Origin of the sequence: Halalkalibaculum sp. DA3122 (assembly GCF_043951865.1) — a bacterium.
Classification (GTDB): Bacteria; Bacteroidota; Rhodothermia; order Balneolales; family Balneolaceae; genus JAMQKA01.
On record NZ_JBINJF010000032.1, the window covers coordinates 22088 to 44320 of the forward strand.

A 22233-nucleotide genomic window follows, 5' to 3' on the forward strand; every position below is an offset into this window, starting at 1 on the left:
ATGAATAATTACGCGCTATCGGCCCAACATATCTCCAAGTTTTTTTACGAACCCAAAAAATTCCAGGTACTAAAAGACATCAGCTTCAATGTGAAGCAGGGCGAATTCCTGGCATTGATTGGCAAATCGGGTTCGGGTAAGTCGACTCTACTGTATGTGCTTTCCACTATGGATACCGATTATGACGGATCCATTTCGATCAACGGAACGATGCTAAAGGGGAAAAACCAAAATGAGCTGGCTGCATTTCGTAACCGGAATATCGGTTTTGTATTCCAGTTCCATTACCTGCTACCAGAATTTTCGGCCCTGGATAATGTGATGCTGCCTGCCCTGAAATTGAAGCAGAAACCGGAGGAGCAAATTCGGGAAGAGGCCCTCGAAAACTTGAACCTCTTGGGGATCAAGGACCAGGCGTTCAAATTGGCCAGCAAGCTATCCGGCGGACAGCAGCAGCGGGTAGCCATTGCCCGCGCACTCATTAACGAGCCCGCTATTATCATGGGAGATGAACCCACTGGCAACCTTGACTCAGAAAATACCAACATCGTCTTTGACATATTTCGTCAACTTGCCAGAGACCGGGGGCAGACGATAATTGCCGTAACCCATGATGATGATTTCGCCGACAACTGTGACCGGGTGATTGAACTGTCGGACGGGGAGTTGTATCGGTAACTACTTTGATTGCTAAGTGCTGTAAATGTTTACAACATATTATGTCTCGCTGGAGTCAACGTAATTTGAATGTAAGAACTCTAACCTGTATTTCTCATAATGCTTTGATATACAGTGAGTTACATTGTTTTTAAAACTGAACATGCTATAACAGTTTGCAGCGGGCTACGAAATTGTCCCGTCTGCTACGTTAAAGGTGGTAATCGCGCACTCAACGTATAAAGATGATGAACTGGGTTGCCCGGAAAGGATATGATCGAGACTTTCGGTTTGCTTGTTTTCTACGCCGCTGAAATAATCAATCCATATACTGGTCGCTACTAAAATCAGTTCTCATCAGTCCACATGTCCTCTAAATCGCCTTTCCAGTGTAATTAAGTCTTTTGGTCGTATTTGTAGGAGATCCAGAGTTTTATTACGGAATTAAAGATAACATGAGGGTGTTCGATATCTGTAAATTCCACGAAACTTAATACACTGAAAAATATCTATGTCACGATTTGATGAGGAAGCCAAAGACTGGGACACCCCCGAAAGCCAGGAACGCGCAGAAAATATTGCAGATGCGATCAAGGCACACATCCCGCTTTCCAAAGAAATGTCTGCTTTTGAGTACGGCTGCGGAACCGGACAGCTCAGTTTTGAGCTTCGTGATGAAATCGGTTCCATTACCCTGGCCGATAGCTCGACAGGAATGTTGGACGTACTGCGCGATAAAATAAAGGCTGAGTCGGCCGAGGATATGAATCCGGTCAAACTTGATCTAACAAAAGACCCGCTTCCCAGCGAGCAATTTGACCTGGTTTATACCATGATGACGCTTCACCACATCCCGGAAACCCAATTAATCCTGAATCAATTCTATGAGTTGCTGAATCCCGGCGGATATCTGTGCGTTGCCGATCTCGATAAAGAGGACGGTTCTTTTCACGGTCATGATGTTGATAATGTCCATAAAGGATTTGATCGGGAGGATCTGGCGCGATTGGTGGAAAAACAAGGTTTTACTGATATCTCCTTTAAAACAGCCTATAGGATGGAGAAAGAGATTAATGAACAGGGCGAAACTAAAACATTTCCTGTTTTCCTAATGGTTGCACAAAAGGAATAAATAGTATTTATGTAATTGGCGAAAGGTGTTAAATAAAGACAAATAAAAAGGCAGCCTGAAAACAGGCTGCCTTTTGCAATTTAGAACTGTTAACCACTTCCGGTTCCGGAAGAGAACCATCTGTGTTGGAGAAGTTTACTTCAGGTCGAAACGATCCAGTTGCATCACTTTGGTCCATGCATCAACGAAGTCGTTAACGAACTTCTCTTCGGCATCATCGGCCGCATACGCTTCAGAAAGTGCCCGCAACTCTGAGTGTGAACCAAAGATCAAGTCAACACGAGTGGCGTTCCACTTGACGTCACCGGTATCACGATCTCGAGCTTCAAAGCGTAGTTTGTCATCCGAAGTCGCTTCCCAGGCGTAATCCATATCGAGCAGATTCACGAAGAAATCGTTGGTCAGCGTTTCCGGCCGGTCGGTAAAGACTCCATAATCGGAATCATCGTAATTGGCCTTAAGTGCGCGCATTCCGCCAACAAGAACCGTCATTTCAGGAGGCGTAAGCGATAGCAACTGCGCCTTGTCAACCAGCATTTCTTCCGGCCTTGCATTGCACTCCGCATTGTAGTAGTTGCGGAATCCGTCAGCATTGGGCTTGAGCCATTCAAATGATTCCTCATCTGTTTGCTCTGCCGTGGCATCATTGCGTCCCGGTGTAAAAGGAACTTCAACATCATGACCGGCGTCTTTTGCAGCCTTTTCGACAGCAGCTGCGCCACCGAGAACGATCAGGTCCGCAAGAGAAACGCGCTTATTTCCCGATTGTCCGTTGTTGAATTCCTCCTGAATACCCTCGAGCACTTCAATTGCTTCGGCTAGTTGTTCAGGATTGTTGACTTCCCAATCTTTCTGTGGAGCAAGTCGAATGCGGGCACCGTTGGCACCGCCTCGCTTGTCAGAATCGCGATAGGTTGAAGCCGAAGCCCATGCTGTTTTAACAAGCCGGGACACAGTCAGATCGGTATTGAGAATTTTCGCTTTAAGTTCTTCGATATCCTTTTCATCGATCAGTTCATAATCAACCTCAGGGATGGGATCTTGCCATAACAGATCTTCCTCGGGGACTTCCGGTCCTAGATAACGAGATTTGGGTCCCATATCGCGGTGAATGAGCTTGAACCATGCCCGGGCATAGGCATCCGCAAATTCATCGGGATTTTCATAGAATCGCCTGGAAATTTTTCGATACTCCGGATCTACTTTCAGGGCAAGATCCGTGGTCAGCATCATTGGCGGATTTTTCTTGTCCGGATCGTGAGCATCGGGTACGGTGCCATCGCCCGCTTCATCCTTTGGCTGCCACTGGTAAGATCCGGCAGGACTCTTAGTCAGCTCCCACTCATACTCAAAAAGATTCTCAAAAAAGCCCATATCCCACTGGATGGGATTATTGGTCCATGCGCCTTCTTCACCGTCGGTGATGGTATCTCCGCCTTTTCCTGAACCGTAATCGCTAATCCAGCCGAAGCCCTGCTCTTCAATATCAGCCGCTTCAGGTTCCGGTCCTTTATGTTCCAGCGGTCCGGCCCCGTGCGTTTTGCCAAAGGTGTGCCCTCCGGCAATAAGGGCAACGGTTTCTTCGTCATTCATGGCCATGCGTGCAAACGACTGACGAATAAAATGAGCTGATTTTTCGGGGTCCGGCTCTCCATTGGGTCCCTCCGGATTCACATAGATCAACCCCATGTGGTCCGCGGCAAGTGGTCCTTTAAGATTACCTTCTTCATCGTGACGCTCATCGCCCAGCCACTCTTCTTCGGAACCCCAGTTGACAGAAGTATCAGGCTCCCAGTCGTCTTCGCGTCCACCGGCAAAACCGAATGTCTCAAAACCCATCGACTCCATCGCTACGTTACCGGCCAGCACTAACAAATCAGCCCATGATAATTTTCGACCATACTTTTTCTTGATTGGCCAAAGCAGGCGACGCGCTTTATCCAGGTTGGCATTATCGGGCCAGCTGTTCAGGGGGGCAAAACGTTGTTGCCCACCGGCAGTTCCACCCCGACCGTCAGAAACACGGTACGTGCCGGCAGCATGCCACGACATTCTGATAAAGAGTCCGCCATAGTGCCCCCAGTCTGCAGGCCACCAATCTTTGGAGTCAGTCATCAGATCATGGAGATCCTGCTTTACAGCTTCAAAATCGAGCTTTTGGAATTCTTCCGCATAGTCAAAATCCTCATCCATCGGAGTACCTTTCGACGAATGCTGGCGCAGCATATCCAGATTTAACCGATCAGGCCACCATTTATCGAGCTTTGAACCACTGGCAGCGGTTTCATTTGAGCCCCCGTTATGAAAGGGACATTTGCTTTCATTACCATTTGATCTATTCTGAGTTTTCTCTTTATCCATACGACGATTGGTTTATCAGTTTCTTATTATCAATTCCAATCTAACCAAATCATTGATTCATATAAATTGTTTCCTGATAGAAAAATACTATCAGCGATATTAGAGTTAATTATATGCGGTGTACATCTCCCAATAAAATCGATCAATGCGGCCAGCAGCGCAGGATTTTTGATTTTTTTTGAGACAAGTGGCAGGGCCAATGTATGTTTATGGAAAGGAGCGTATCCCGGACTTCTCACGAGAAGAGTACAGGCTAAATAGCAAAGCCCTCACAAAGGAGGGCTTTGCGGGTTTACCCGATTGCACCGTTTTCTAATTTTGCGTACCGTAAAAACGCTCCCGGGCAATTTCGTCGTCCTCCCAGTGCTGTACAGCGACCTGCTCGATAGTGACGGGATCGTCGCTCCCCTCGAACGTAACGGTCATATTCGATTCAACACTGGTGACTCCATCCTCTTCGTTGGAGGTGATACCCACCACTTCGATGCCGTGAAATTCTTCTACGCTCCCGAAGAATTCGTTTTCACGTTCACGGTTGGCATCTTTCCCTTCCACCTCGGTACCATCTTCCAATACCATGACCACATCGTCGGCGTAATACTCTTCGAACGCCTCCATGGCTGTGCCCTGCGCAATATGATTATAGATGTCATTAATTTTGTCAAAATAACTCATAATGTATAACTATTTAATGTTAAACGATTAGTGCAGGTCATATAACCAGCCAGAAGAAAAAATCGTTTGCGATTTCTGATTTTTTTAGAAATAGTTGGCGTGGGTACCAGATTTACTTGCCAGAAATAGAGTCAATTGAGTTGCACACCTTGAGATAGGCCAGGGGTTCACACGTTTTTGAACACACCTCATCAACACCTTCTGTAACCTCCGGTGCAGCAGCCCGCTCCCCCCTGTTCCCTCCGATAAACCACAAGCAGGCCAGGCAAACCTGTTTAGTAAGTCCGCATTCCCATATAACCGGACTAAAGATTAAAGTGGTTTCACCCGGATATTCTTAAAATAAACAAGGCTGCCGGGGTCGTGTCCCTGCAGGGCAAAGGTTCCACTGGAGAGGACATTTTCACCGCGATCCACATTTTCAGGTTCCGTGTAGTCGACCATCGTCTTCCCATCCACTTTTATGACAATGCGATTCCCCTCAACCGTAATATGCATGGTAAACCACTCATTATCCGGGAACGGGGTCTCCTTGATATCGTCTACACCATAGAGACTGGCCGTTCTTCGCGGATCTTTATCGTAGCTGTTATTGATCTGCGCCTCGTATCCCTTGGAGGGCCAGCCCTCTTCCTGGTACTGTGTGTGGAAGAAAATACCGGAATTGGAACCCTCGGTTGTCATCACATCGGCCTTGAATTCAAAGTCCCTGAAATTGTGATCGTTGACCGGACCCTGGTAAAACAGGTGGGCCCGCGGCCCGTCTACAACGATTCGGCCCTCCTTCACGGAAAATGTTTCGGGATTTTCACTGGCTTTCCATCCATCCAGCGTATGACCGTCAAACAGGGAGATCCAGCCGTTATCGGACTGGGCAACCGCCTGTGTCGTAAAACCGGTTGCCAGTAAACCCATCATGCAAATAAACAGTCCCGTTATTTTAGCGTAGTTGTTCATAATGATCCCAAATAATTTATAATTAACGTGATATACACTCTCCGAAATTTCAGTATCCATATCTTGTACTGCCACACAATATTGGACCTTTACTCGTGAACTGCAAACCCATTCAGGTTATTGAAATGGGTTTGCACCAAGAGAGAATGCTGAATATCCAATTTCAGTGATCAATAGTGTTGCCGATTTTACATGCTTACCATCCGGGATTCCACCCAGGGGCTGTACATGCGCTCACGTGTTTTCGGGGAACCCTTTGTTTTTGGATACCTCTGATAATAAAATCAACCAGTAACGGTTTTTAAAATTGGGAACAAATATTAACTTCATCCTTTAAACTGAATGATTCCGCGAGAAGATCGTCAATTTCGGTATAAATTTGATCAGCAAACATGAAAGCATTCCAAAAAAACGTTCATTTTTCTGCCCTTATTTCTAGCATTTTCCTCATCCTGAGCCTGACCGCCTGCAATAATGATGACGACATCAGCGGCCAGGAGATCGAGGTTACCCCTATCGAAACCACCACCGAGCCTCCTTCAAAAATCCGGTTATTTTTCAAGGTTGACTTGGGAGAGGAGCACCAGTTTACCACCCTGGAACCGTCCGATTTTGAAATTTATGAGAACGGATCCCAGATCTCGAGGCTTGAATCCCAGGCACAAATTCAGCGTGAGAGCGGAAAATTCCTATACTCATCCATGCTGCTTCTCGACCTCAGCGGTAGTATCCTGAACAATGCCGACCTGCCCAGGCTGAAAGAAGCAGCCACCACCTTTATTGAACGTACCATGCCCCGGGAGGGCAATTCGCTCTTTGGCACGCGGGAAATGGCGGTCTACTGGTTCGACGGCGAACAAAATATTCACCGGCTGGTCCCTTTTACCCCGGAGCGCGATACCCTCTTGAGCGGCATAAACTCCATTGATGAAGATATAAGCAACGATGTTTCCACCAACCTGAACGGGGCGGTAATCCAGGGGCTCTCCATCATGGATTCACGACTGCGGGAGATAAAGGAGGATTCCGATATTGCAACAGCGGGATCGATGGTCCTCTTTACCGACGGCACCGACCAGGCAGGCCGGGTAAGCACTTCTGTTGCCCTCGACTCCGTCAACAACGCAAACAGGGAGCACGCGCTGTTTACCATCGGTCTCGGCGGGGAAATAGACCAGCAGGTACTTGAACGGTTCGGTAAAAATGGGTTTGAACTGGCGGAAGATTCTCTTCAGCTCAACTCATCGTTCCTGGCTATAGCAGAACGGCTTGAGGCGGAATCAAATTCATATTATGTGCTGGAGTACTGCTCTCCCAAGCGTTCCGGCACGCACACCCTGGAGCTGCGGGCTATCTACGAAGACAAATTCGGCAGTTTTGATGCGGAATTCTCCGCCGAAGGATTTACCGGCGGATGTACCGTTGACTAAGGCAGGTATTGGCTAACCCAGGTTTTCTTTTAGGCGTACCTAGTTTTTTGCCGGTTTCCGCATCACCACGTAGAAATCGCGGCCCGGACCATCTTCGGAACTTATCAATGCAAATCCCGCCTGGCTGAGCTCTTCCACAACGGTCGCGCGGGTAACCCCATGCTGACTGCCCGACGACCGGCCACCCGGGGCCGCCTCCGTCCCGCGCGGTTCAAAATCGATAACCGCAAGGCGACCGCCCGGCTTCAATGACTGCAAGAGACTGGCATTCATTGCGGCGGGATCCCCAAAATGGTGATACACCCTTCGCATATAAATCGCATCGCAACACTCCTGGGGCAGGTTGGTCTGGCGGGCATCCCCCTCAATAACGGTAATGTTATCTGCTGAGGCCTCCTCTACAGCACGCCTGAGCTCCTCCACGGATGAACGGCCCAACTCGGTACTGTAAATGTGTCCCTCAGCTCCGATATGCCGGGCTATTTCCAGCGCCTGGTCGCCATCACCCGCACCGATATCGGCCACTACCGAACCCGGCTTAATCTCCAGCACATCGATCAGCCAATCAACATCATCCGAACCCCTTTGCCCGCAAGCTGCAGAGCTCAACGCTATCAGCGTTAGCACCGTCAAGATCCCATGTCTGAGTTTATTCATAACATTTCCCGTATTAATTTACTCTGACGTAATTCCAAACAAACATCCACTCAACTACTCAAAACAGCTAAAAAAGATTCAACAGGCACTGGAAAAATGAATACTCCGGTAACAGTAAATAAAATCCTGATGAAATCCTGCGCCATTATCACAACGGCTTTATCCGTATATTTTTCCACGCCACTTCGTAAGGACCTTCATCCTCGCTGATAGAGTGAACCTGTAACCCGATGAATCCCCTTGGATAGTTCAAATAGCTTTCTTCATGCCACAGATCTGTTATTTTTTGTCCGTTGATCCACACTTGAATCCGCGGACCTTCCGCCACCACACGATAGTGATTCCACTGACCATCCCTGAATGCCTGGTGGTGGATTCGTTCTTCATCGGAAACAAGCCATCCGCCGGCCGCTTCTCCGTAAATGTATCCCGCTTCCGGGCTGCCGGTACTGCTGGACTCTATTTCTACCTGCGGCCCATTCACCCGTCCGTACTCTTCTCCGCCTTCGGGCTCCCTGGTTTGTGAGCGAATTTGAACGCCCGAATTGAGCTCATTGTCATACAGCATAACGTCAAATTCCAGTTCGAAATCCCCGAACTCATTGAATGTACACAAAAATGAATTGGGGCTGCCGTGACTGGTTCTCCCCACGATGGCTCCATCTTCAACCCGGTATTCAGCCGATCCATTTTTTTGCACCCATCCATTCAGTGTTTCACCGTCAAAAAGGGAAACCCAGTCAACTGATCCTGTTTTCTCTGGCGGTTCCGGTCCGGCAGCCACAAAAGCACCGACAAAAATCAGCAGTAACAATCCTGTTGCGATATGCACCATGCATTTATTCATAAAACTTATCCCTCTGTTTGTTGTTTTTATTTACAGAAACTGGCGATTCTCTGCTGCAAGTGAATCCACCTGTTTCCTTTACACTTTTAAACCCGGATTATTCATCCCGAAAATAAATATAGGATATTATCCAATTGATTTTTAAAAAGACTTCCCCGCGGTTTTGAAAAAAATCAGTTCACAATATTCTTTTACTTTAATAATGCGCCCGAAATGAATTGCTCCCTATTTTGAGTTATATTTCCGCCGGACTTTCAGCATATTGTAACATTATGAATTCCACGTATTTGGTTCTGCCGAAATCAAAAATGCACCCTTACCACAACGGGTGGAGTAAAAGCTAACGCGCTGCCCTGGTACAAGATCCCCGAATTACTGATTCTTTTTAGCACTGGATAACCAAACGAATTTTGAACGCAAACAGGAATAAACCATTTCATGTCAAAACGAAAAGTAGGAATCGTCGGAGCTACAGGTTACACCGGATCTGAGCTTGTCCGACTTCTAATTGATCATCCGGATGTAAGTATTGAAGTGATCACCTCTGAGAGTAAAGCCGGCACCAGGTTTTCCCAAATCAACCCACACCTGCAAAACCGGTTTGATATGGAGTTGGAGCCGCTGGAAAATATTGACAACTATGACCTGGACCTGGTGTTTCTGGCCTTACCCCACGGCGTATCGATGGATTTTGTTAAAGAATGGGATCCCGACCGCTACCGGGTCATCGACCTGTCAGGTGATTTCCGGCTCGGATCGGGTGAGGAATACGAACAATGGTACAATAAAGAACACAGTGCACCCGATTTAATCGGCGATGCCGCCTTTGGACTCCCCGAGCTGTTTCGCGACCAGATCCGGAACGCCCGGCTCGTAGCAAACCCGGGCTGTTATCCCACATCGGCTATCCTTGCCCTGGCTCCCCTGCTCAAGGAAGATGTGATTGAACCCGGCCAAATTGTAATCGACTCCAAATCGGGGGTGACCGGGGCGGGCGCAAAAGCCAAACAGAGCACCCACTTCCCGGAGGTCTTCGGTAATTTTTCCGCTTATGGTTTGCTGAATCACCGGCACACGCCCGAAATTCAGCTCAACCTGCAGCGGTACGCCGGGCAGCAGACGGAAGTGCTATTTACTCCCCACCTGCTCCCGATAGATCGCGGTATATTAACGACCACCTACAGCTCCCCCAAAAAGAAAATCAACAAAACGCATCTCGGGGAGTGGTACTACAGCTTTTATGAAAAAGAGCATTTCATTCGCGTTGTGGATCACCCGCCAAATGTGAAGCATGTGCGCGGCTCAAACTACTGTGATATCCATATTACGTATGATGAGCGAACCAACCGCATCGTCACGGTTTCCACTATCGACAACCTGGTAAAGGGAGCCGCGGGACAAGCCGTCCAGAATATGAATCTGATGTTCGGCTTCATTGAACGTTCCGGCCTGCAGATATCGCCACTGAATCCCTGATTCCTGTAAGAAACCTGACTGAAGATATTCTAATTCGATTTTAACCCGATTCAACTTATTTGATTTATCATGCTGAACAACATTACACACGTACGAGGGTACAAATGCTGGGGATGCCACATGGGTATCAAATCCAAACGCCGGGACCTGGCCCTGATCTATTCCGAAAAGCCCGCATCGGCAGCGGCTGTATTCACCCAGAATATAGTCTGCGCGGAGCCGGTAAAGCTGAGCCGCAAACATATTAAAAACGGGAAAGCGCAAGCTATTGTCGTTAATTCCGGCAACGCCAATGCCTGTACCGGAGAAGCGGGATACCGCGGAGCCGTGGCCATGGCAAAACGAACAGCCGAGCTGCTCGACATCCCCGTGGAAGAAGTACTGGTGGCATCCACCGGGCTGATTGGAGAGCCTTTCCCGACAGAAAAGGTGCTGGAAGGTATTGAAACCAGCGTTAAAAAGCTCTCCGACCGGGATATGGCTGGGTCACTCTGTGCCAACGCCATCCTGACCACCGATACCTTTGCCAAGGAAGGATTCACCGATTTTGAGATCGACGGCATTAAAATCAATATGGCGGGTATCGCCAAGGGATCGGGTATGATCCATCCCAACATGGGCACCATGCTGGCATTTATTACCTGTGATCTCGCCATTGAGCCCAGGCTGCTGGATGAAGCCCTGCGCGAGGCAGTCAATAAAAGTTTTAACATGATTACGGTAGACGGAGACACCTCCACCAACGACATGGTGGCTGTGATGTGTAACGGCATGGCCGAAAATGAGATGATCACCACCAGGGATGAAAACTATGAGCGCTTCTACACCCACCTGGAACAGCTGTGCACGCACCTGGCCAAACTGATTGTCTCGGATGGCGAGGGATCCACCAAACTGGTGGAGTACCAGGTGAAAGGCGCCAGATCAGAGGAAGACGCCCGAAAAATTGTGCGAACGGTATCGGATTCCAGCCTTGTAAAAACGGCTATTTTTGGAACCGACCCCAACTGGGGCCGCATCATGGGGGCGGCCGGCCGGGCAGGCGCAACATTTGACCCGGAAAAAGTGGATCTCTATATCGGTTCAAATCCTGAAAAAAGTGTTCAAATCCTGAAAAACGGTCAACCACTTGAAAATAAACGCTCCGAGGTTAAAAAAGAGATGAAATCCTCCAACATCACAGTGATTCTCGACCTCAATGAGGGTACCGAAGAGGCCACCGGCTGGGGCTGCGATCTCTCCTACGAATATATCCGAATTAACGCGGAGTATACCACCTAACTTGAGAAAAAAGCCGGCGGAATGACGAACAGCAACACATTCACATTCTGGTATCGCTGGCTGCTGGCTGCCAGTATCATTTCAGCAGGAATTGGACTGGCAAGTGCACTTTTGCCTGACAGTATCATTTTCAAGCTATATAATACTGCCATGGCGGACGCTTTTTCCGGGGGATCGTTTACCGAAACTTCCGATCAACTGCGCAGATTTTTATTTGGTCCCCTGGGCGGTACAATAGCCGGTTATTTTGTCCTGCAAACATTTATTGTCTGGAACGGTTTCTACAGACGTGAGCGGTGGACCTGGCACGCCATTTTGTGGGCGCTGCTTCTCTGGTTTACGATAGATACCGCTGTCTCCCTGTACCACAGAGCATACTTTAATGTCTGGATGATTAATATATGGACCCTGGCTCTACATGGAATACCGCTTGCGATGACATACCGGTATTTTGATCATGCCTCCTGACATTCGCTGAAAAGAAATAGGATAACGCATACCGGTCAACATATGGAACACGCCATCTTCACCATTTTTCCTGATCTTTCAAACAGCACCGCTTTCAGGCAATATGCCCACAAGCATGAACCGAAAGAGCTGCCGGAACAAACAACCCTGCTCAATTTGGGGTCCCCCATCCAGGTTGTTCCCTTTGTCCTTGACGGGGCAATTAAAGTAATGCGTGACGACCGTGAGGGCCACGAACTGTACCTGTACCACATCCAGCCCGGCGAAAGCTGTGCTATGACGCTCACCAGCACGCTTTCGCGCGAACGCAGCCAGGTTAAAGCGGTAACGCTGGAAACAACTACGTTGCTGGCCGTCCCGGTCGATACGATTAACGACTGGTATCGCTCTGACCCTGTTTTCAGAAATTTTGTGCTTTCTACATTCCAGCAGCGGTTTGAAGAACTTCTTGACATCCTGGACCAGGTCGCTTTCCAGCAGATCGACCAACGGCTTGCCCGTTTTTTGCAGGATCGCTCGTCCGCCCTGGAGCGAAATATCCTGCATATTACGCACCAGGAACTTGCCTACGAGCTAAACAGCTCCCGCGAGGTAATCTCACGCCTGCTCAAGCAGATGGAGAAAAAGGGCATGGTTGAGCTGGGACGAAACCGGATAAAAATAATTGACCTTGTGTGACCTGTATCACTGAAAAATCACCTTCCTTCTCCTATCTTGATTATTGAATTGTCACATAACACTAAACCTGCAACTGGAGTCTACCATGAAAAAAAATATGGGAACACTTGACCGGATTCTGCGTACGGTGCTGGCTGTAATTTTCGGAATATTCTATTACACAGGAATCACATCCGGCACTTTTGGCATCATTTTAATTGTATTGGGCATCATATTTCTGTTGACAAGCTTTGTCAGCTTCTGCCCCCTCTATCTGCCGTTTGGCATAAGCACCAGCAAGCGGGAGAGCGGATAAATAAAAAAAGCCGCGATTCGATCGCGGCTTTTTCCCGTAAACCGGATAGAAATGTTACGAGACTTCAATTTTTCGTCCGGCCTTTTCTCTTATTTTAGGTACAGATACGTACAATACGCCATTTTCATATTTAGCGCTGATCTCTTCATCATTGATTACATCGCCTGGTAATGGCAGCGTACGACTGAAGCGGCCAAATCGGCTTTCGATCCGGTGGTAGCGGCGGCCGTTGCCTTCATGCTCCATTCTGCGTTCACCGCTGATCGTCAGCAAGCCATTTTCATAACTGATCTCGAAGTCATCTTTTTGCATACCCGGAAGGGCAACCGTAACCTCAAACTCCTTGTCCGTTTCATATACATTCAATTCAGGGACAAAGGTGTTATGGGCTGCGTTTGTCCATCGGAACGTTTCTTCAAATACGTCATCAATCCAGTCCGAAAATCGGGTTGGCATTGTCGACTGCTCGTTCCAGAGTGTAGGAAAGTTGGTTTTATTTCTGAGTGCTAGCATAGGTATTACCTCCTTAAATAATACGTTGTTTCCTGTTTTAAAAAGTTTACTACCCATGATATGACGGTTATCAAAACCGACATTTTATAATAAACAAATGGTGTGCCAATCCGGTTTTAATAGCCATACTGGCACTTTTGAGCCATACACCGGTTATTAAAATTTGAACCCCGGATTTTTTTTAAAATGGACTCTATCATTCTGACAAATCGGTTTGCAAATGCGGCAGATCTGCTCTGTCAAAATGGTACATCCGTGTTACTGGTTACTTTTTTCCTCTTCCTCCCGGTGGTCTTCACTCTTGATTTCGATCGGGATGGCCCCGGTCGCTTCTCCGCTGTATAACGAAACATGGGGAAAGGGAATTTCAATATTGGCCTCATCAAGATGCCTTTTCACCTCTTCATGAATAGAGTTTTTGAGCAGCAGGAACTCGCTGGACTGCCCCCACACCCGGAGCTGCAGGTCGATTGACGAGGCCCCGAACGCATTGAAAATAACCTGTGGCTCAGGTTCAGAGAGGGTGTATTCATTTTTCTCCGCAACCTGCATCAGCACCTCACGGACCTCCCCGATATCCTCTTTGTAGGCGACCGACACCAGGGCGTCAAACCGCCTAATGGGAAAGCGGGTCAGGTTGGTCACCTCCGTTTTGATAATGGTTTCGTTGGGGATGCGTACAAACTGGTTGTCGAAGGTGCGCAGCTTTACAGAAAGCATGTCTATCGACATTACAATACCTGTAGTTGTGCCAACGGTGATAATATCGTCCACCTTAAACGGCTGCTCGGCAATGAGGAAAAGCCCGCTTATTATGTTAGAAACGCTGGTTTGGGAGGCAAATCCCAGTGCCACGCCCAAAATGCCGGCCGCTCCCAACAGGGGGGCCAGGCTCAGTCCCAGCTGCCCCATCACCATTATGGCAAGAAGCGTCAAGCCGGTATAAAACACAATTTTACCGGCCAGCATACCGTAGTGAGAGGCATAACGCTTTGTAAAAAAAGAACGGGCCCACCGGCGAATGATAAACAGCACAGGAAACCCGACCGCCAGAATGATCGCTACCCGCAGTGCAAGAACCCAGAATTCATCGGTTATTATGTTTTCGAATGCAAAATTTGAGACGGCTGTGGAATCCATTGTATAAAAATTAGCGTGCAGTGATAAAGTTGTCGTCAAACAGCTTTTTAAACGTGCGTGTGGCCAGGCTTCTCTGCACGGGATTGCGAGGCTTGCTGAGCAGCTCACCCTTGCCCAGGTGCGCCGGCAGCTTGCCGGTCATGGTGATATCGCTGTTGGAATCCTCCCCGTGATGCACAATCTGGGTTTCTCCCGCCCACAAAACCTCCCCAAAACGGTGAATACCCAGTCGTTCAACCCGCAGGCAAAATTTTTCAAAACGAAGGTCTTTTTCATCTTTGTTGGTGATCCAGATCGGGCAGTTTACGTAGTAGGGCCGGGGCACCACGCCCTCGAGACTCCTGCGGGCTTTTGTCGTTGACCAATAGCAGAGCTCCCCCTCGTTAAGGGACCCGAACCACGTCTTTGAAAGTTTTATACTCGGTATCTCCTTCAGAATATAATCCGACTTGCTAAAGCCGATCCGCATCCATACCGGAATTCGGGTGACAATCTGTATCCGGGCTCCCGGGCTGATGGTAAGCGGGTATTCGGAACTTATCACCACGGGCAAATCGGGGAACACCGGGATCACATCTATCTTTTCCGCTGCAGACTTGTACGCCCAGCGCGACCATAATAGATCACCGGGCGGGTCGGGATCGTCTCCGCGGGGTACGCCCGGCTCCTCCCCGTATCGACTGGCCACCCAAATCTCTTCGTTTTTATGCTGCATCCAGACATGCAGGGTATCAAGCACCAAATGCAGCGGCGGGGCGCCCGGCTTCACCAGATGTTCGTTCCAGGGGGTATCTACCATATGTGTATACCGTTTTTATCAGGAATTAAGGATCAGGAAATATGACCATTTTTTTACCGAGTTGACAAAATTGAATTGGGAAAATAGCAGTACAGCACAACGGGTACAATAGTTATTCCCACTTTTCACCGGATAATATTAGCGAGGGGGTTAACACTCCCTTGGGTCAACTAATCAGGCATGCAATTTTATCTATTGTCAGCTCGGGATAAGAAATAATGTTCATCCCTGGTGGCAGCATGTACCAGTGGAAAGGCGACAAAGAAACATGAATCCGCTTGCATTTAATGCTGTGGTGTGTAGCTTACGGCTGACATGAATTTATTCACAAATCACAAACTTAAATATATTACCATGACTACCGTTTTTATTATAACGTCCCTTGCTGCACTCGCAATCCCCGCATTGGCCCAGCAATCACCGGCGGCGAACGGCGATGACGAGTTTTTCGTCCACACCGTCTATTTCTGGCTCAACAATCCGGAGAGTGAAGCAGATCATCAGAAACTGCATGAAGGTCTGAATAAAATTGCGGAGATCGATCTTATCGAGCAGGCATTTGTAGGAGTGCCGGCCGACACCGACCGTGAGGTCATTGACAGCAGCTACGATTTTTCGATCACCTTTATTTTCGAAAACCTGGAAGATGAGCAGGCATATCAAACGCATCCCACACACCTCGAATTTGTTGAGGAGTACAGCCACCTGTGGAAAAAAGTCATCGTGTATGACGCGGTTCCCCCACAAAACTAGTGTCCAGTCAACCATAACCATTCGGGATTACGCGATACTGGAACGCAAATGCGGCTGATGCTGCGAATTAACCACAGAGTAGTTGTATAAACTGCACCTTCAGATGGTCTGTCCGTATAGATCAGCCTGAGGGTGGAATCCGCGTTCGATCAGTATCAGAACGAAATCCAGGATTTGACGTGAGACCAGTAATTTTTACAAAATGCGTGCTGGTTACGGGTCTAATCGGATTGAAATGCTGCGCCTGTAACCTGCACGTATCGCTACCCACCTGGTATGCGAACCACTTTTTTAAACTTCGTAAATCAGTTTTCATACCTTTTGTCTATCGCGATACAACAGATACCACGATAATTTTGGGAAATCAGGATTTCCCCTACATCTGTCTGGCAAGATTAAGCGTAGCATTACAACCCACTACCAACTGAATCAAGAAGGGACTGTCCACCATGAAAAATTCGTCTATCCATCTATTCATTTTAATACTCCTTTTCACCATTTTCCAGGGCTGCACGAATTCAGGTGCCTTTATAGCCTCCAACCAAACCAACGTCAACCTGGAGGAGGGCAATTTTCATATTGTAGCGGCCAATGTCTCCGGTAGTGCGGAATCCGGCTATATCCTGGGATTCAGCTACGGATACGGAGTTTTGGCCAACACCATAGCCATTGCCCGTGTTGACGGCACCGGCATGCTGTATTCGGATGCGATTGCTTCATTGTGGGAACAGTATGAAGAAGAGCACGGCAGCATTGAGGGCAAAAAGCTGGCGCTGACCAACGTCCGATACGACACCGATATCGTCAATGCGTTTATCTATACGAAAGTTAAAGTTATGGTGCGGGCCGATGTCGTCGTTTTTGAATAGCAGCTTGTTCCCGTATCCTTAACAGCGCTCCCGGGGTTCCTCGACCGCTACAGCAAACAACCAGCGCGAATTTCTCACCAGGATTTCCCCTGGCTAACCTGCTTTTTCGCCAATAAATTGGATCGGATGCAAGGCGTTTCATGATATTGCATGAATTTAGCCAACATTCTTGTGAAGTAAATGCCGGCTAAAACTCAGAGGCGATCTTCTCGCAAATATCCTCGAGCATTTTACGGTGGTCGCCGGTTATGGATCCTTTGGTGTGGGAATCGATATCCAACTCCCCGACAAGCTCTCCATCCTTCAGGATCGGGACCACAATTTCGGCCTTCACATCAATACTGCAGGCAAGATAGTTGTCTTCCTCGCTCACATCCTGTACCACAAACGTTTCCAGCGACTCGGCCGCCTGGCCACAAATTCCCTTGCCGAACGGAATCCTTGTATGGTCGGTGGCCTCTCCCACATATGGCCCCAGTACCAGTTCGCGCTCAGCTTCCGGATCCACCAGGTAAAATCCGACCCAGTCGAACACCTCTACCTCGTCGTCGAGCAGCTCACAAATGGCAAACAGTTTCTCATCTCTCGATACCGGCCGATTTAAAATTTCCTCGGTCTTCTTTATGATCTTCTCTTTATTTTCGACGGTTGTTGTACTCATAGTCACAACTTTTTTGAATTTCTCACTTATGCCTTGAACGATAAATCTAATATTTAATTATCCCATTCCCCAACCATCATTTTATTGGCCCGGGGAATTAAAATTTGAACTGTTTTTGCCTACTTTACACGCTATGGTTGAATATCTTCTACAAGAACCGTACTCATTTTCGGGCTACTTTCCCGGGGGCATTTCGTTCCTGGTGGCGTCCTTTACCTCCATATTTTCAGTTGCCAATCCACTGGCGACGATGCCGATATTTCTTTCGCTCACGGAAAAAGATGATGACACCCATCGTCGTTGGCTGGCAAAAAAAGCGGCTTTCTACATGTTCCTGGTACTCACCATTTTTCTGTTTGCCGGGACCTACATCATGAGCTTTTTCGGCATCAGCCTTCCTGGAATACGAATCGCCGGGGGACTGATCATAATGAGAGCGGCCTTTTCCATGCTCAATCCTGAAGAACCGGGGCGCAAAATTTCACAAGAAGATGAGGAGTCAGCCAAAATAAAGGAAGATATCTCTTTCAGTCCACTGGCGATGCCCCTGCTTTCCGGGCCCGGAAGTATTGCAGTTGTAATCGGTCTGGCCACCCAGGCCGAGTCTGTATTTGACTATCTGCTGACTACGGTTGCCATCATTCTGGTAGCCCTTATTTCCTACATGATATTGCGGTTCGCTCCCTGGGCTACCCGCTTTATCGGAAAGACCGGGATGAATGCGATGACCCGCATGATGGGATTTATTGCCCTGGCTATTGCGGTTCAGTTTATCATCAACGGCATTGCACAGTTCTTTGGGATGGGATAAAAGTATGGAGCGACATCCTACCTGATGTTCATCAACGTATCGACAAAAGATTATGGACTCTCGTTCAGCAACTTTACGGTCTCCACTCCTCTTTTTTAGTGGACGTTGCAATACCCGTACCTGTTCAAGCCTGTTGGAAAACGTCCCGGTTTTCCCATCTTCACGCCTGCTTTTTCACCCGCTCTGCCACTATCCTCATGCCGTTCAGGGTCAGCATCGGGTCCAGAGCATCAAAATACTCGGTATAAGGGGCAATCGTTGATGAAAGTCCCCCGGTGGCGATCACCCTGGCCGGCTTGCCAAGCTCCTTGCGCATGCGATCGATCAGTCCCTCCACCATGCAGAGGTGTCCCAGCACCAGGCCCGACTTCATCGCCTCCACCGTATTCCCGCCAATCGCTTTTTGGGGCGGCTCCAGCGGTATCTGTGTAAGCTGTGCGGTTCGCTCCACCAGTGCATCGGTCGTAATCTTTAACCCGGAACCGATCGCCCCGCCCAGCAACACGCCCGGTTCATCCACCGCCATGACAGTGGTTGCAGAACCAAAATCAACGACGATACAGGTAGTCCCAAAATGCTGGTACGCCGCCACTGCGTCGGCCAGCAGGTCGGCCCCGATCGACTTCGGATCGCGACCCGGCACAGCGATACCGGTATCGAGTGTACCGTCTAAAACAAGCGGTTCAAACCCTGTCTTGCGGTGTAAAATGGATCGAAACGTTGATATCAGCTGGGGAACCACGCTGCTGATGATCGCCTTGTCAACATCCGCCGGCCGGGCATTCGACTGCGCAAAAAGGCTGTCCAAAATTATGGAGTATTCATCCAACGTGCGGCCCGTCTGCGTTTGTACCCTCCACGTATGAAGCCACTCATCCTCTTCATGTAGCCCGATCACAATATTGGTATTTCCGATATCTACAGCTAATAGCATGTTGTTTCGTATCTTTTTGTTATACCTCGTGTATGCTTTATCTGGTCCTGCCCAACACCTGCTTTAATTTCCTTCAGAGGGTAATGGCTTCGGTGCAGCATCCAATTTAACGTCCACAAATGCGAATTTCGAACACCCAATCCCGTATGAACTTCAACCAAAACCGGCGCCCCTCAACGGAGTTTCGAGGCCGACTGCCGATATATTACGATTTGGATTATTAAAGCGAACCTGCTATGCTAAGAACGTTAATTTTTAATCCAAAAACATCTATAAAGCATGGCTGAACCTACTGTAGCACAAGAAGGTCCGTTTGTAATGGAAATTGAACCTGGTAATTATGCCTGGTGTGCCTGCGGACAATCCGACAACCAGCCGTACTGCGACGGCTCACACACTGGTACCGAATTCTCCCCGATTGTTGAAAAAATTGAAGAAACCAAGCGCGTTGCCTGGTGCGGGTGCAAGCACTCCGGCTCCAAACCTTATTGCGACGGTACCCATAAAAAGTTAAAAAAAGGGTAACAGAATGACTTCCGAAGCCCGGTTGACAAGGCTGCTGGATTATGATTTCTGGGCGAACAGCACCTTGCTTGAATACCTGACCGATTACGACTCATTCGAGAAGCGGGAACAGTCGCTTCGCCTTTTTTACCACATTATTGGGACCCATCATCACTGGTTTCGGCGGGTGACGGGCGCCGAATTTCCGGATACCGAAATTTGGCCCGAGCTTCGGCTGGAAGGCTGCCAGCGCCTTATTGAGGCCAATCATCAGCGCTGGGCGGAGCTGGTTGAGGAGGAGAAGGGAACCCTGGATCAGGTGATCTCCTATCGAAACAGCCAGGGAATACAATATGAGTCCTCCCTTGGCGATATCATGCACCATCTAATCATTCACGGGCAACACCACCGGTCCCAGATCGCCCTCCTCATGCGGATGTCGGACATCGCCCCGCCCGCCACCGATTTTATTTTTTATACCCGTGAAGTCGATGGATAAGGCCTGATCTTTCCAACCATATAACATCACAATACACGGTCCGCAACAGGGGAGCAATTTCGAATTAGCATTCTCCTGTTCGCTTTGTTAGATTTGATCCTCAATTTCTGAATCTGCCAGCAACTCAATCTCATTTGCGGGAGGACCGAATCCTGAAACTCATCGAAGATCTTTTAGCCGCTTTTTCCAGCTTCATGTGGGGAACACCCCTGGTCATTTTACTGGCAGGCGGGGGACTCTTTTTCATGATTTACTCCCGTTTCATCCCCTTTCGTCATTTCAGGCACGCCCTGAACGTGCTTCGCGGCAAATATGACGATCCCGACGACCCCGGGGATATTAACCACTTCCAGGCCCTGGCCAGTGCACTTGCGGCGACCATCGGGCTTGGAAACATCAGCGGAGTGGCCGTGGCTATCGCTACCGGCGGACCCGGTGCGGTATTTTGGATGTGGATAAGCGCCTTTCTTGGGATCGCAACCAAATTTTTCACCTGCACGCTTTCCATCATGTACCGCGGCCACGATTCAGAGGGGAAGCTGCAGGGCGGCACCATGTACATGGTGACAGAAGGACTCGGCAAAAAGTGGAAACCGCTGGCCGTACTTTTTTCTATTGCGGGACTGTTTGGCGCCCTTCCGATATTCCAGGCCAACCAGCTGACACAGATTTTGCGGGATGTGATCTACATCCCAAACGGGTGGGTCACCCCGGAAGCTCATTTCGCCGGAGATTTCATTACCGGCGTGGTCATTTTCTTTATTGTTTCCCTGGTTATTTTCGGGGGTATAAAGCGGATTGGCCGCGTAGCCTCCAAGATGGTGCCGGCCATGGTTGTGTTGTATGTAGGCTGTGCCCTGCTCATTCTGTTCGTCAACTACGACCTGGTTCCCCACTACCTCTACCTGATTGTCACCGACGCTTTTACCGCAGAAGCTGCCATGGGCGGGGCGCTCGGTCAGCTCATCGTTACCGGTTTTAAACGCGCCGCCTTTTCCAACGAAGCGGGCATCGGAACGGCCACCCTGGCGCACGGGGCCGCCAAAACAAAGGAACCGGTGCGCGAAGGACTCGTGGCCATGCTTGGTCCCGCGATCGACACCCTGCTTGTCTGCACCATGACCGCTCTTGTTATTTTGGTATCCGGTGCGTGGCAGACGGGTAACGAAAACGGCATTATCCTGACCGCCTCCGCCTTCCAGGAAGCACTTGGCATGACGGGTCCCTACCTGTTGGTACTCTGTGTCGCGGTCTTTGCCTTCAGTTCTCTTTTCACCTACTCGTACTACGGTACCAAGTGCATGGGTTTCCTGATTGGTGCCGAAAGGCAACACTACTACAACTACTTTTACGTCGGATCCATCATTCTGGGCGCGGTAACCACGCTGACCTCCGTGATCAACCTGATCGACGGCATGTTTGCCGTCATGGCGATACCCACTGTCGTCACCTCACTAATCCTTGCTCCCAAAGTTATTGATGCGGCCCGCGATTATTTCTCCCGGATTGATACGTTTGAAGTTTACGAGTAGTGTGGGTTGCGGGATGCAGGTAAACTCTGAATAGAGCGCCCATTTTGTGAATGACCCAGACCGAACAAGGAAGAATGATTACGAAGCCCCAACAAGAAAAATGAAGCTGTTTCCCATTATAAAGGTGGTGTTCCTTTTGGCTTGATCCAAAAGAAACGTAAAAATCAAGGCGGTGAATGGGCCACCCGCTCCAGCCACAGCATGCGTGGAAGCTCGTTGAGACGCGACATGTCGCGTCTGTACTGGATTTTTCTTTGGCTTTCGCGCCCCATTCAAGGCTGGGAAGGCAGATCTACAATTATTC

24 protein-coding genes are annotated in these 22233 nt (G+C 48.9%); 14 read left to right on the forward strand and 10 right to left on the reverse strand.

Annotated elements, in window-relative coordinates; translation table 11 throughout:
* Positions 1 to 678: an ABC transporter ATP-binding protein gene (locus ACG2F4_RS16430; RefSeq protein ID WP_395261978.1), complete on the forward strand. Its 678-nt coding sequence runs from the start codon at positions 1 to 3 to the stop codon at positions 676 to 678.
* Positions 679 to 1168: 490 nt separating this feature from the next.
* Positions 1169 to 1789 (forward strand): class I SAM-dependent methyltransferase, encoded by a 621-nt coding sequence (locus tag ACG2F4_RS16435; protein ID WP_395261979.1) that lies wholly within the window; start codon positions 1169 to 1171, stop codon positions 1787 to 1789.
* Positions 1790 to 1924: 135 nt separating this feature from the next.
* On the opposite strand, the gene katG is transcribed toward ACG2F4_RS16435, so the two are convergent.
* From katG to ACG2F4_RS16450, 3 genes are all read right to left on the reverse strand, one after another.
* The gene (katG, locus tag ACG2F4_RS16440) at positions 1925 to 4150 is read right to left on the reverse strand and encodes a catalase/peroxidase HPI (RefSeq protein WP_395261980.1); all 2226 of its coding nucleotides are present in this window, start codon (positions 4148 to 4150) and stop codon (positions 1925 to 1927) included.
* Between the two features lie 312 nt (positions 4151 to 4462).
* A complete protein-coding gene (locus tag ACG2F4_RS16445; RefSeq protein WP_395261982.1) occupies positions 4463 to 4825 on the reverse strand; it encodes a nuclear transport factor 2 family protein in 363 nt (120 codons plus the stop codon).
* 312 nt (positions 4826 to 5137) lie between these two features.
* Positions 5138 to 5743 (reverse strand): DUF1080 domain-containing protein, encoded by a 606-nt coding sequence (locus ACG2F4_RS16450; protein ID WP_395261983.1) that lies wholly within the window; start codon positions 5741 to 5743, stop codon positions 5138 to 5140.
* A 431-nt stretch (positions 5744 to 6174) separates the two neighbouring features.
* Here ACG2F4_RS16450 and ACG2F4_RS16455 point away from each other — a divergent pair, with 431 nt between their 5' ends.
* Positions 6175 to 7212 (forward strand): VWA domain-containing protein, encoded by a 1038-nt coding sequence (locus ACG2F4_RS16455; RefSeq protein ID WP_395261984.1) that lies wholly within the window; start codon positions 6175 to 6177, stop codon positions 7210 to 7212.
* Positions 7213 to 7251: 39 nt separating this feature from the next.
* Here the strand turns inward: ACG2F4_RS16455 and ACG2F4_RS16460 are convergent, their stop codons facing one another.
* Positions 7252 to 7869 (reverse strand): class I SAM-dependent methyltransferase, encoded by a 618-nt coding sequence (locus tag ACG2F4_RS16460; protein WP_395261985.1) that lies wholly within the window; start codon positions 7867 to 7869, stop codon positions 7252 to 7254.
* Between the two features lie 148 nt (positions 7870 to 8017).
* On the reverse strand, positions 8018 to 8716 hold the full coding sequence (locus ACG2F4_RS16465; protein WP_395261986.1) for a DUF1080 domain-containing protein: 699 nt from the start codon (positions 8714 to 8716) through the stop codon (positions 8018 to 8020).
* Positions 8717 to 9154: 438 nt separating this feature from the next.
* Between ACG2F4_RS16465 and argC the strand changes: the two genes are divergently transcribed.
* The 5 genes from argC to ACG2F4_RS16490 all read left to right on the forward strand — a co-directional run bounded on the left by argC (position 9155) and on the right by ACG2F4_RS16490 (position 12914).
* Positions 9155 to 10192 carry an N-acetyl-gamma-glutamyl-phosphate reductase gene (argC, locus tag ACG2F4_RS16470; RefSeq protein ID WP_395261987.1) on the forward strand — a complete coding sequence of 346 codons (1038 nt, stop codon included), beginning with the start codon at positions 9155 to 9157 and terminating at the stop codon, positions 10190 to 10192.
* A 69-nt stretch (positions 10193 to 10261) separates the two neighbouring features.
* Positions 10262 to 11473, forward strand: coding sequence for a bifunctional glutamate N-acetyltransferase/amino-acid acetyltransferase ArgJ (gene argJ / locus ACG2F4_RS16475; protein WP_395261988.1), 1212 nt, complete (start codon positions 10262 to 10264; stop codon positions 11471 to 11473).
* Between the two features lie 21 nt (positions 11474 to 11494).
* A complete protein-coding gene (locus tag ACG2F4_RS16480) occupies positions 11495 to 11941 on the forward strand; it encodes a hypothetical protein (RefSeq protein WP_395261989.1) in 447 nt (148 codons plus the stop codon).
* 42 nt (positions 11942 to 11983) lie between these two features.
* Complete coding sequence (locus ACG2F4_RS16485; RefSeq protein WP_395261990.1) at positions 11984 to 12619, forward strand: Crp/Fnr family transcriptional regulator; 636 nt, start codon at positions 11984 to 11986, stop codon at positions 12617 to 12619.
* Between the two features lie 85 nt (positions 12620 to 12704).
* Positions 12705 to 12914 (forward strand): DUF2892 domain-containing protein, encoded by a 210-nt coding sequence (locus ACG2F4_RS16490; RefSeq protein WP_395261991.1) that lies wholly within the window; start codon positions 12705 to 12707, stop codon positions 12912 to 12914.
* A 54-nt stretch (positions 12915 to 12968) separates the two neighbouring features.
* Here the strand turns inward: ACG2F4_RS16490 and ACG2F4_RS16495 are convergent, their stop codons facing one another.
* The 3 genes from ACG2F4_RS16495 to ACG2F4_RS16505 form a co-directional block, all read right to left on the reverse strand.
* The gene (locus ACG2F4_RS16495; protein WP_395261992.1) at positions 12969 to 13427 is read right to left on the reverse strand and encodes an Hsp20/alpha crystallin family protein; all 459 of its coding nucleotides are present in this window, start codon (positions 13425 to 13427) and stop codon (positions 12969 to 12971) included.
* Positions 13428 to 13685: 258 nt separating this feature from the next.
* Positions 13686 to 14567: a mechanosensitive ion channel family protein gene (locus tag ACG2F4_RS16500; protein ID WP_395261993.1), complete on the reverse strand. Its 882-nt coding sequence runs from the start codon at positions 14565 to 14567 to the stop codon at positions 13686 to 13688.
* Between the two features lie 10 nt (positions 14568 to 14577).
* Complete coding sequence (locus tag ACG2F4_RS16505) at positions 14578 to 15366, reverse strand: hypothetical protein (protein WP_395261994.1); 789 nt, start codon at positions 15364 to 15366, stop codon at positions 14578 to 14580.
* Between the two features lie 354 nt (positions 15367 to 15720).
* Here ACG2F4_RS16505 and ACG2F4_RS16510 point away from each other — a divergent pair, with 354 nt between their 5' ends.
* Both ACG2F4_RS16510 and ACG2F4_RS16515 read left to right on the forward strand, forming a co-directional pair.
* On the forward strand, positions 15721 to 16119 hold the full coding sequence (locus ACG2F4_RS16510) for a Dabb family protein (RefSeq protein ID WP_395261995.1): 399 nt from the start codon (positions 15721 to 15723) through the stop codon (positions 16117 to 16119).
* Between the two features lie 449 nt (positions 16120 to 16568).
* Entirely contained in the window at positions 16569 to 16988 is a 420-nt protein-coding gene (locus ACG2F4_RS16515; protein WP_395261996.1) for a DUF6567 family protein, read from the forward strand.
* 187 nt (positions 16989 to 17175) lie between these two features.
* Here ACG2F4_RS16515 and ACG2F4_RS16520 read toward each other — a convergent pair whose 3' ends face one another.
* Positions 17176 to 17649, reverse strand: a complete 474-nt coding sequence (locus tag ACG2F4_RS16520) for a GAF domain-containing protein (RefSeq protein WP_395261997.1) — start codon at positions 17647 to 17649, stop codon at positions 17176 to 17178.
* Positions 17650 to 17782: 133 nt separating this feature from the next.
* On the opposite strand from ACG2F4_RS16520, the gene ACG2F4_RS16525 reads away from it, so the two are divergent.
* Positions 17783 to 18460, forward strand: a complete 678-nt coding sequence (locus tag ACG2F4_RS16525) for a MarC family NAAT transporter (protein ID WP_395261998.1) — start codon at positions 17783 to 17785, stop codon at positions 18458 to 18460.
* 160 nt (positions 18461 to 18620) lie between these two features.
* Here ACG2F4_RS16525 and ACG2F4_RS16530 read toward each other — a convergent pair whose 3' ends face one another.
* Positions 18621 to 19394 (reverse strand): type III pantothenate kinase, encoded by a 774-nt coding sequence (locus ACG2F4_RS16530; protein ID WP_395261999.1) that lies wholly within the window; start codon positions 19392 to 19394, stop codon positions 18621 to 18623.
* A 279-nt stretch (positions 19395 to 19673) separates the two neighbouring features.
* On the opposite strand from ACG2F4_RS16530, the gene ACG2F4_RS16535 reads away from it, so the two are divergent.
* The 3 genes from ACG2F4_RS16535 to ACG2F4_RS16545 all read left to right on the forward strand — a co-directional run bounded on the left by ACG2F4_RS16535 (position 19674) and on the right by ACG2F4_RS16545 (position 21929).
* A complete protein-coding gene (locus ACG2F4_RS16535; RefSeq protein WP_395262000.1) occupies positions 19674 to 19919 on the forward strand; it encodes a CDGSH iron-sulfur domain-containing protein in 246 nt (81 codons plus the stop codon).
* Positions 19920 to 19923: 4 nt separating this feature from the next.
* Entirely contained in the window at positions 19924 to 20397 is a 474-nt protein-coding gene (locus ACG2F4_RS16540; RefSeq protein ID WP_395262002.1) for a DinB family protein, read from the forward strand.
* Positions 20398 to 20591: 194 nt separating this feature from the next.
* Positions 20592 to 21929 (forward strand): alanine/glycine:cation symporter family protein, encoded by a 1338-nt coding sequence (locus ACG2F4_RS16545; RefSeq protein WP_395262003.1) that lies wholly within the window; start codon positions 20592 to 20594, stop codon positions 21927 to 21929.
* Positions 21930 to 22233: the final 304 nt, after the last annotated feature.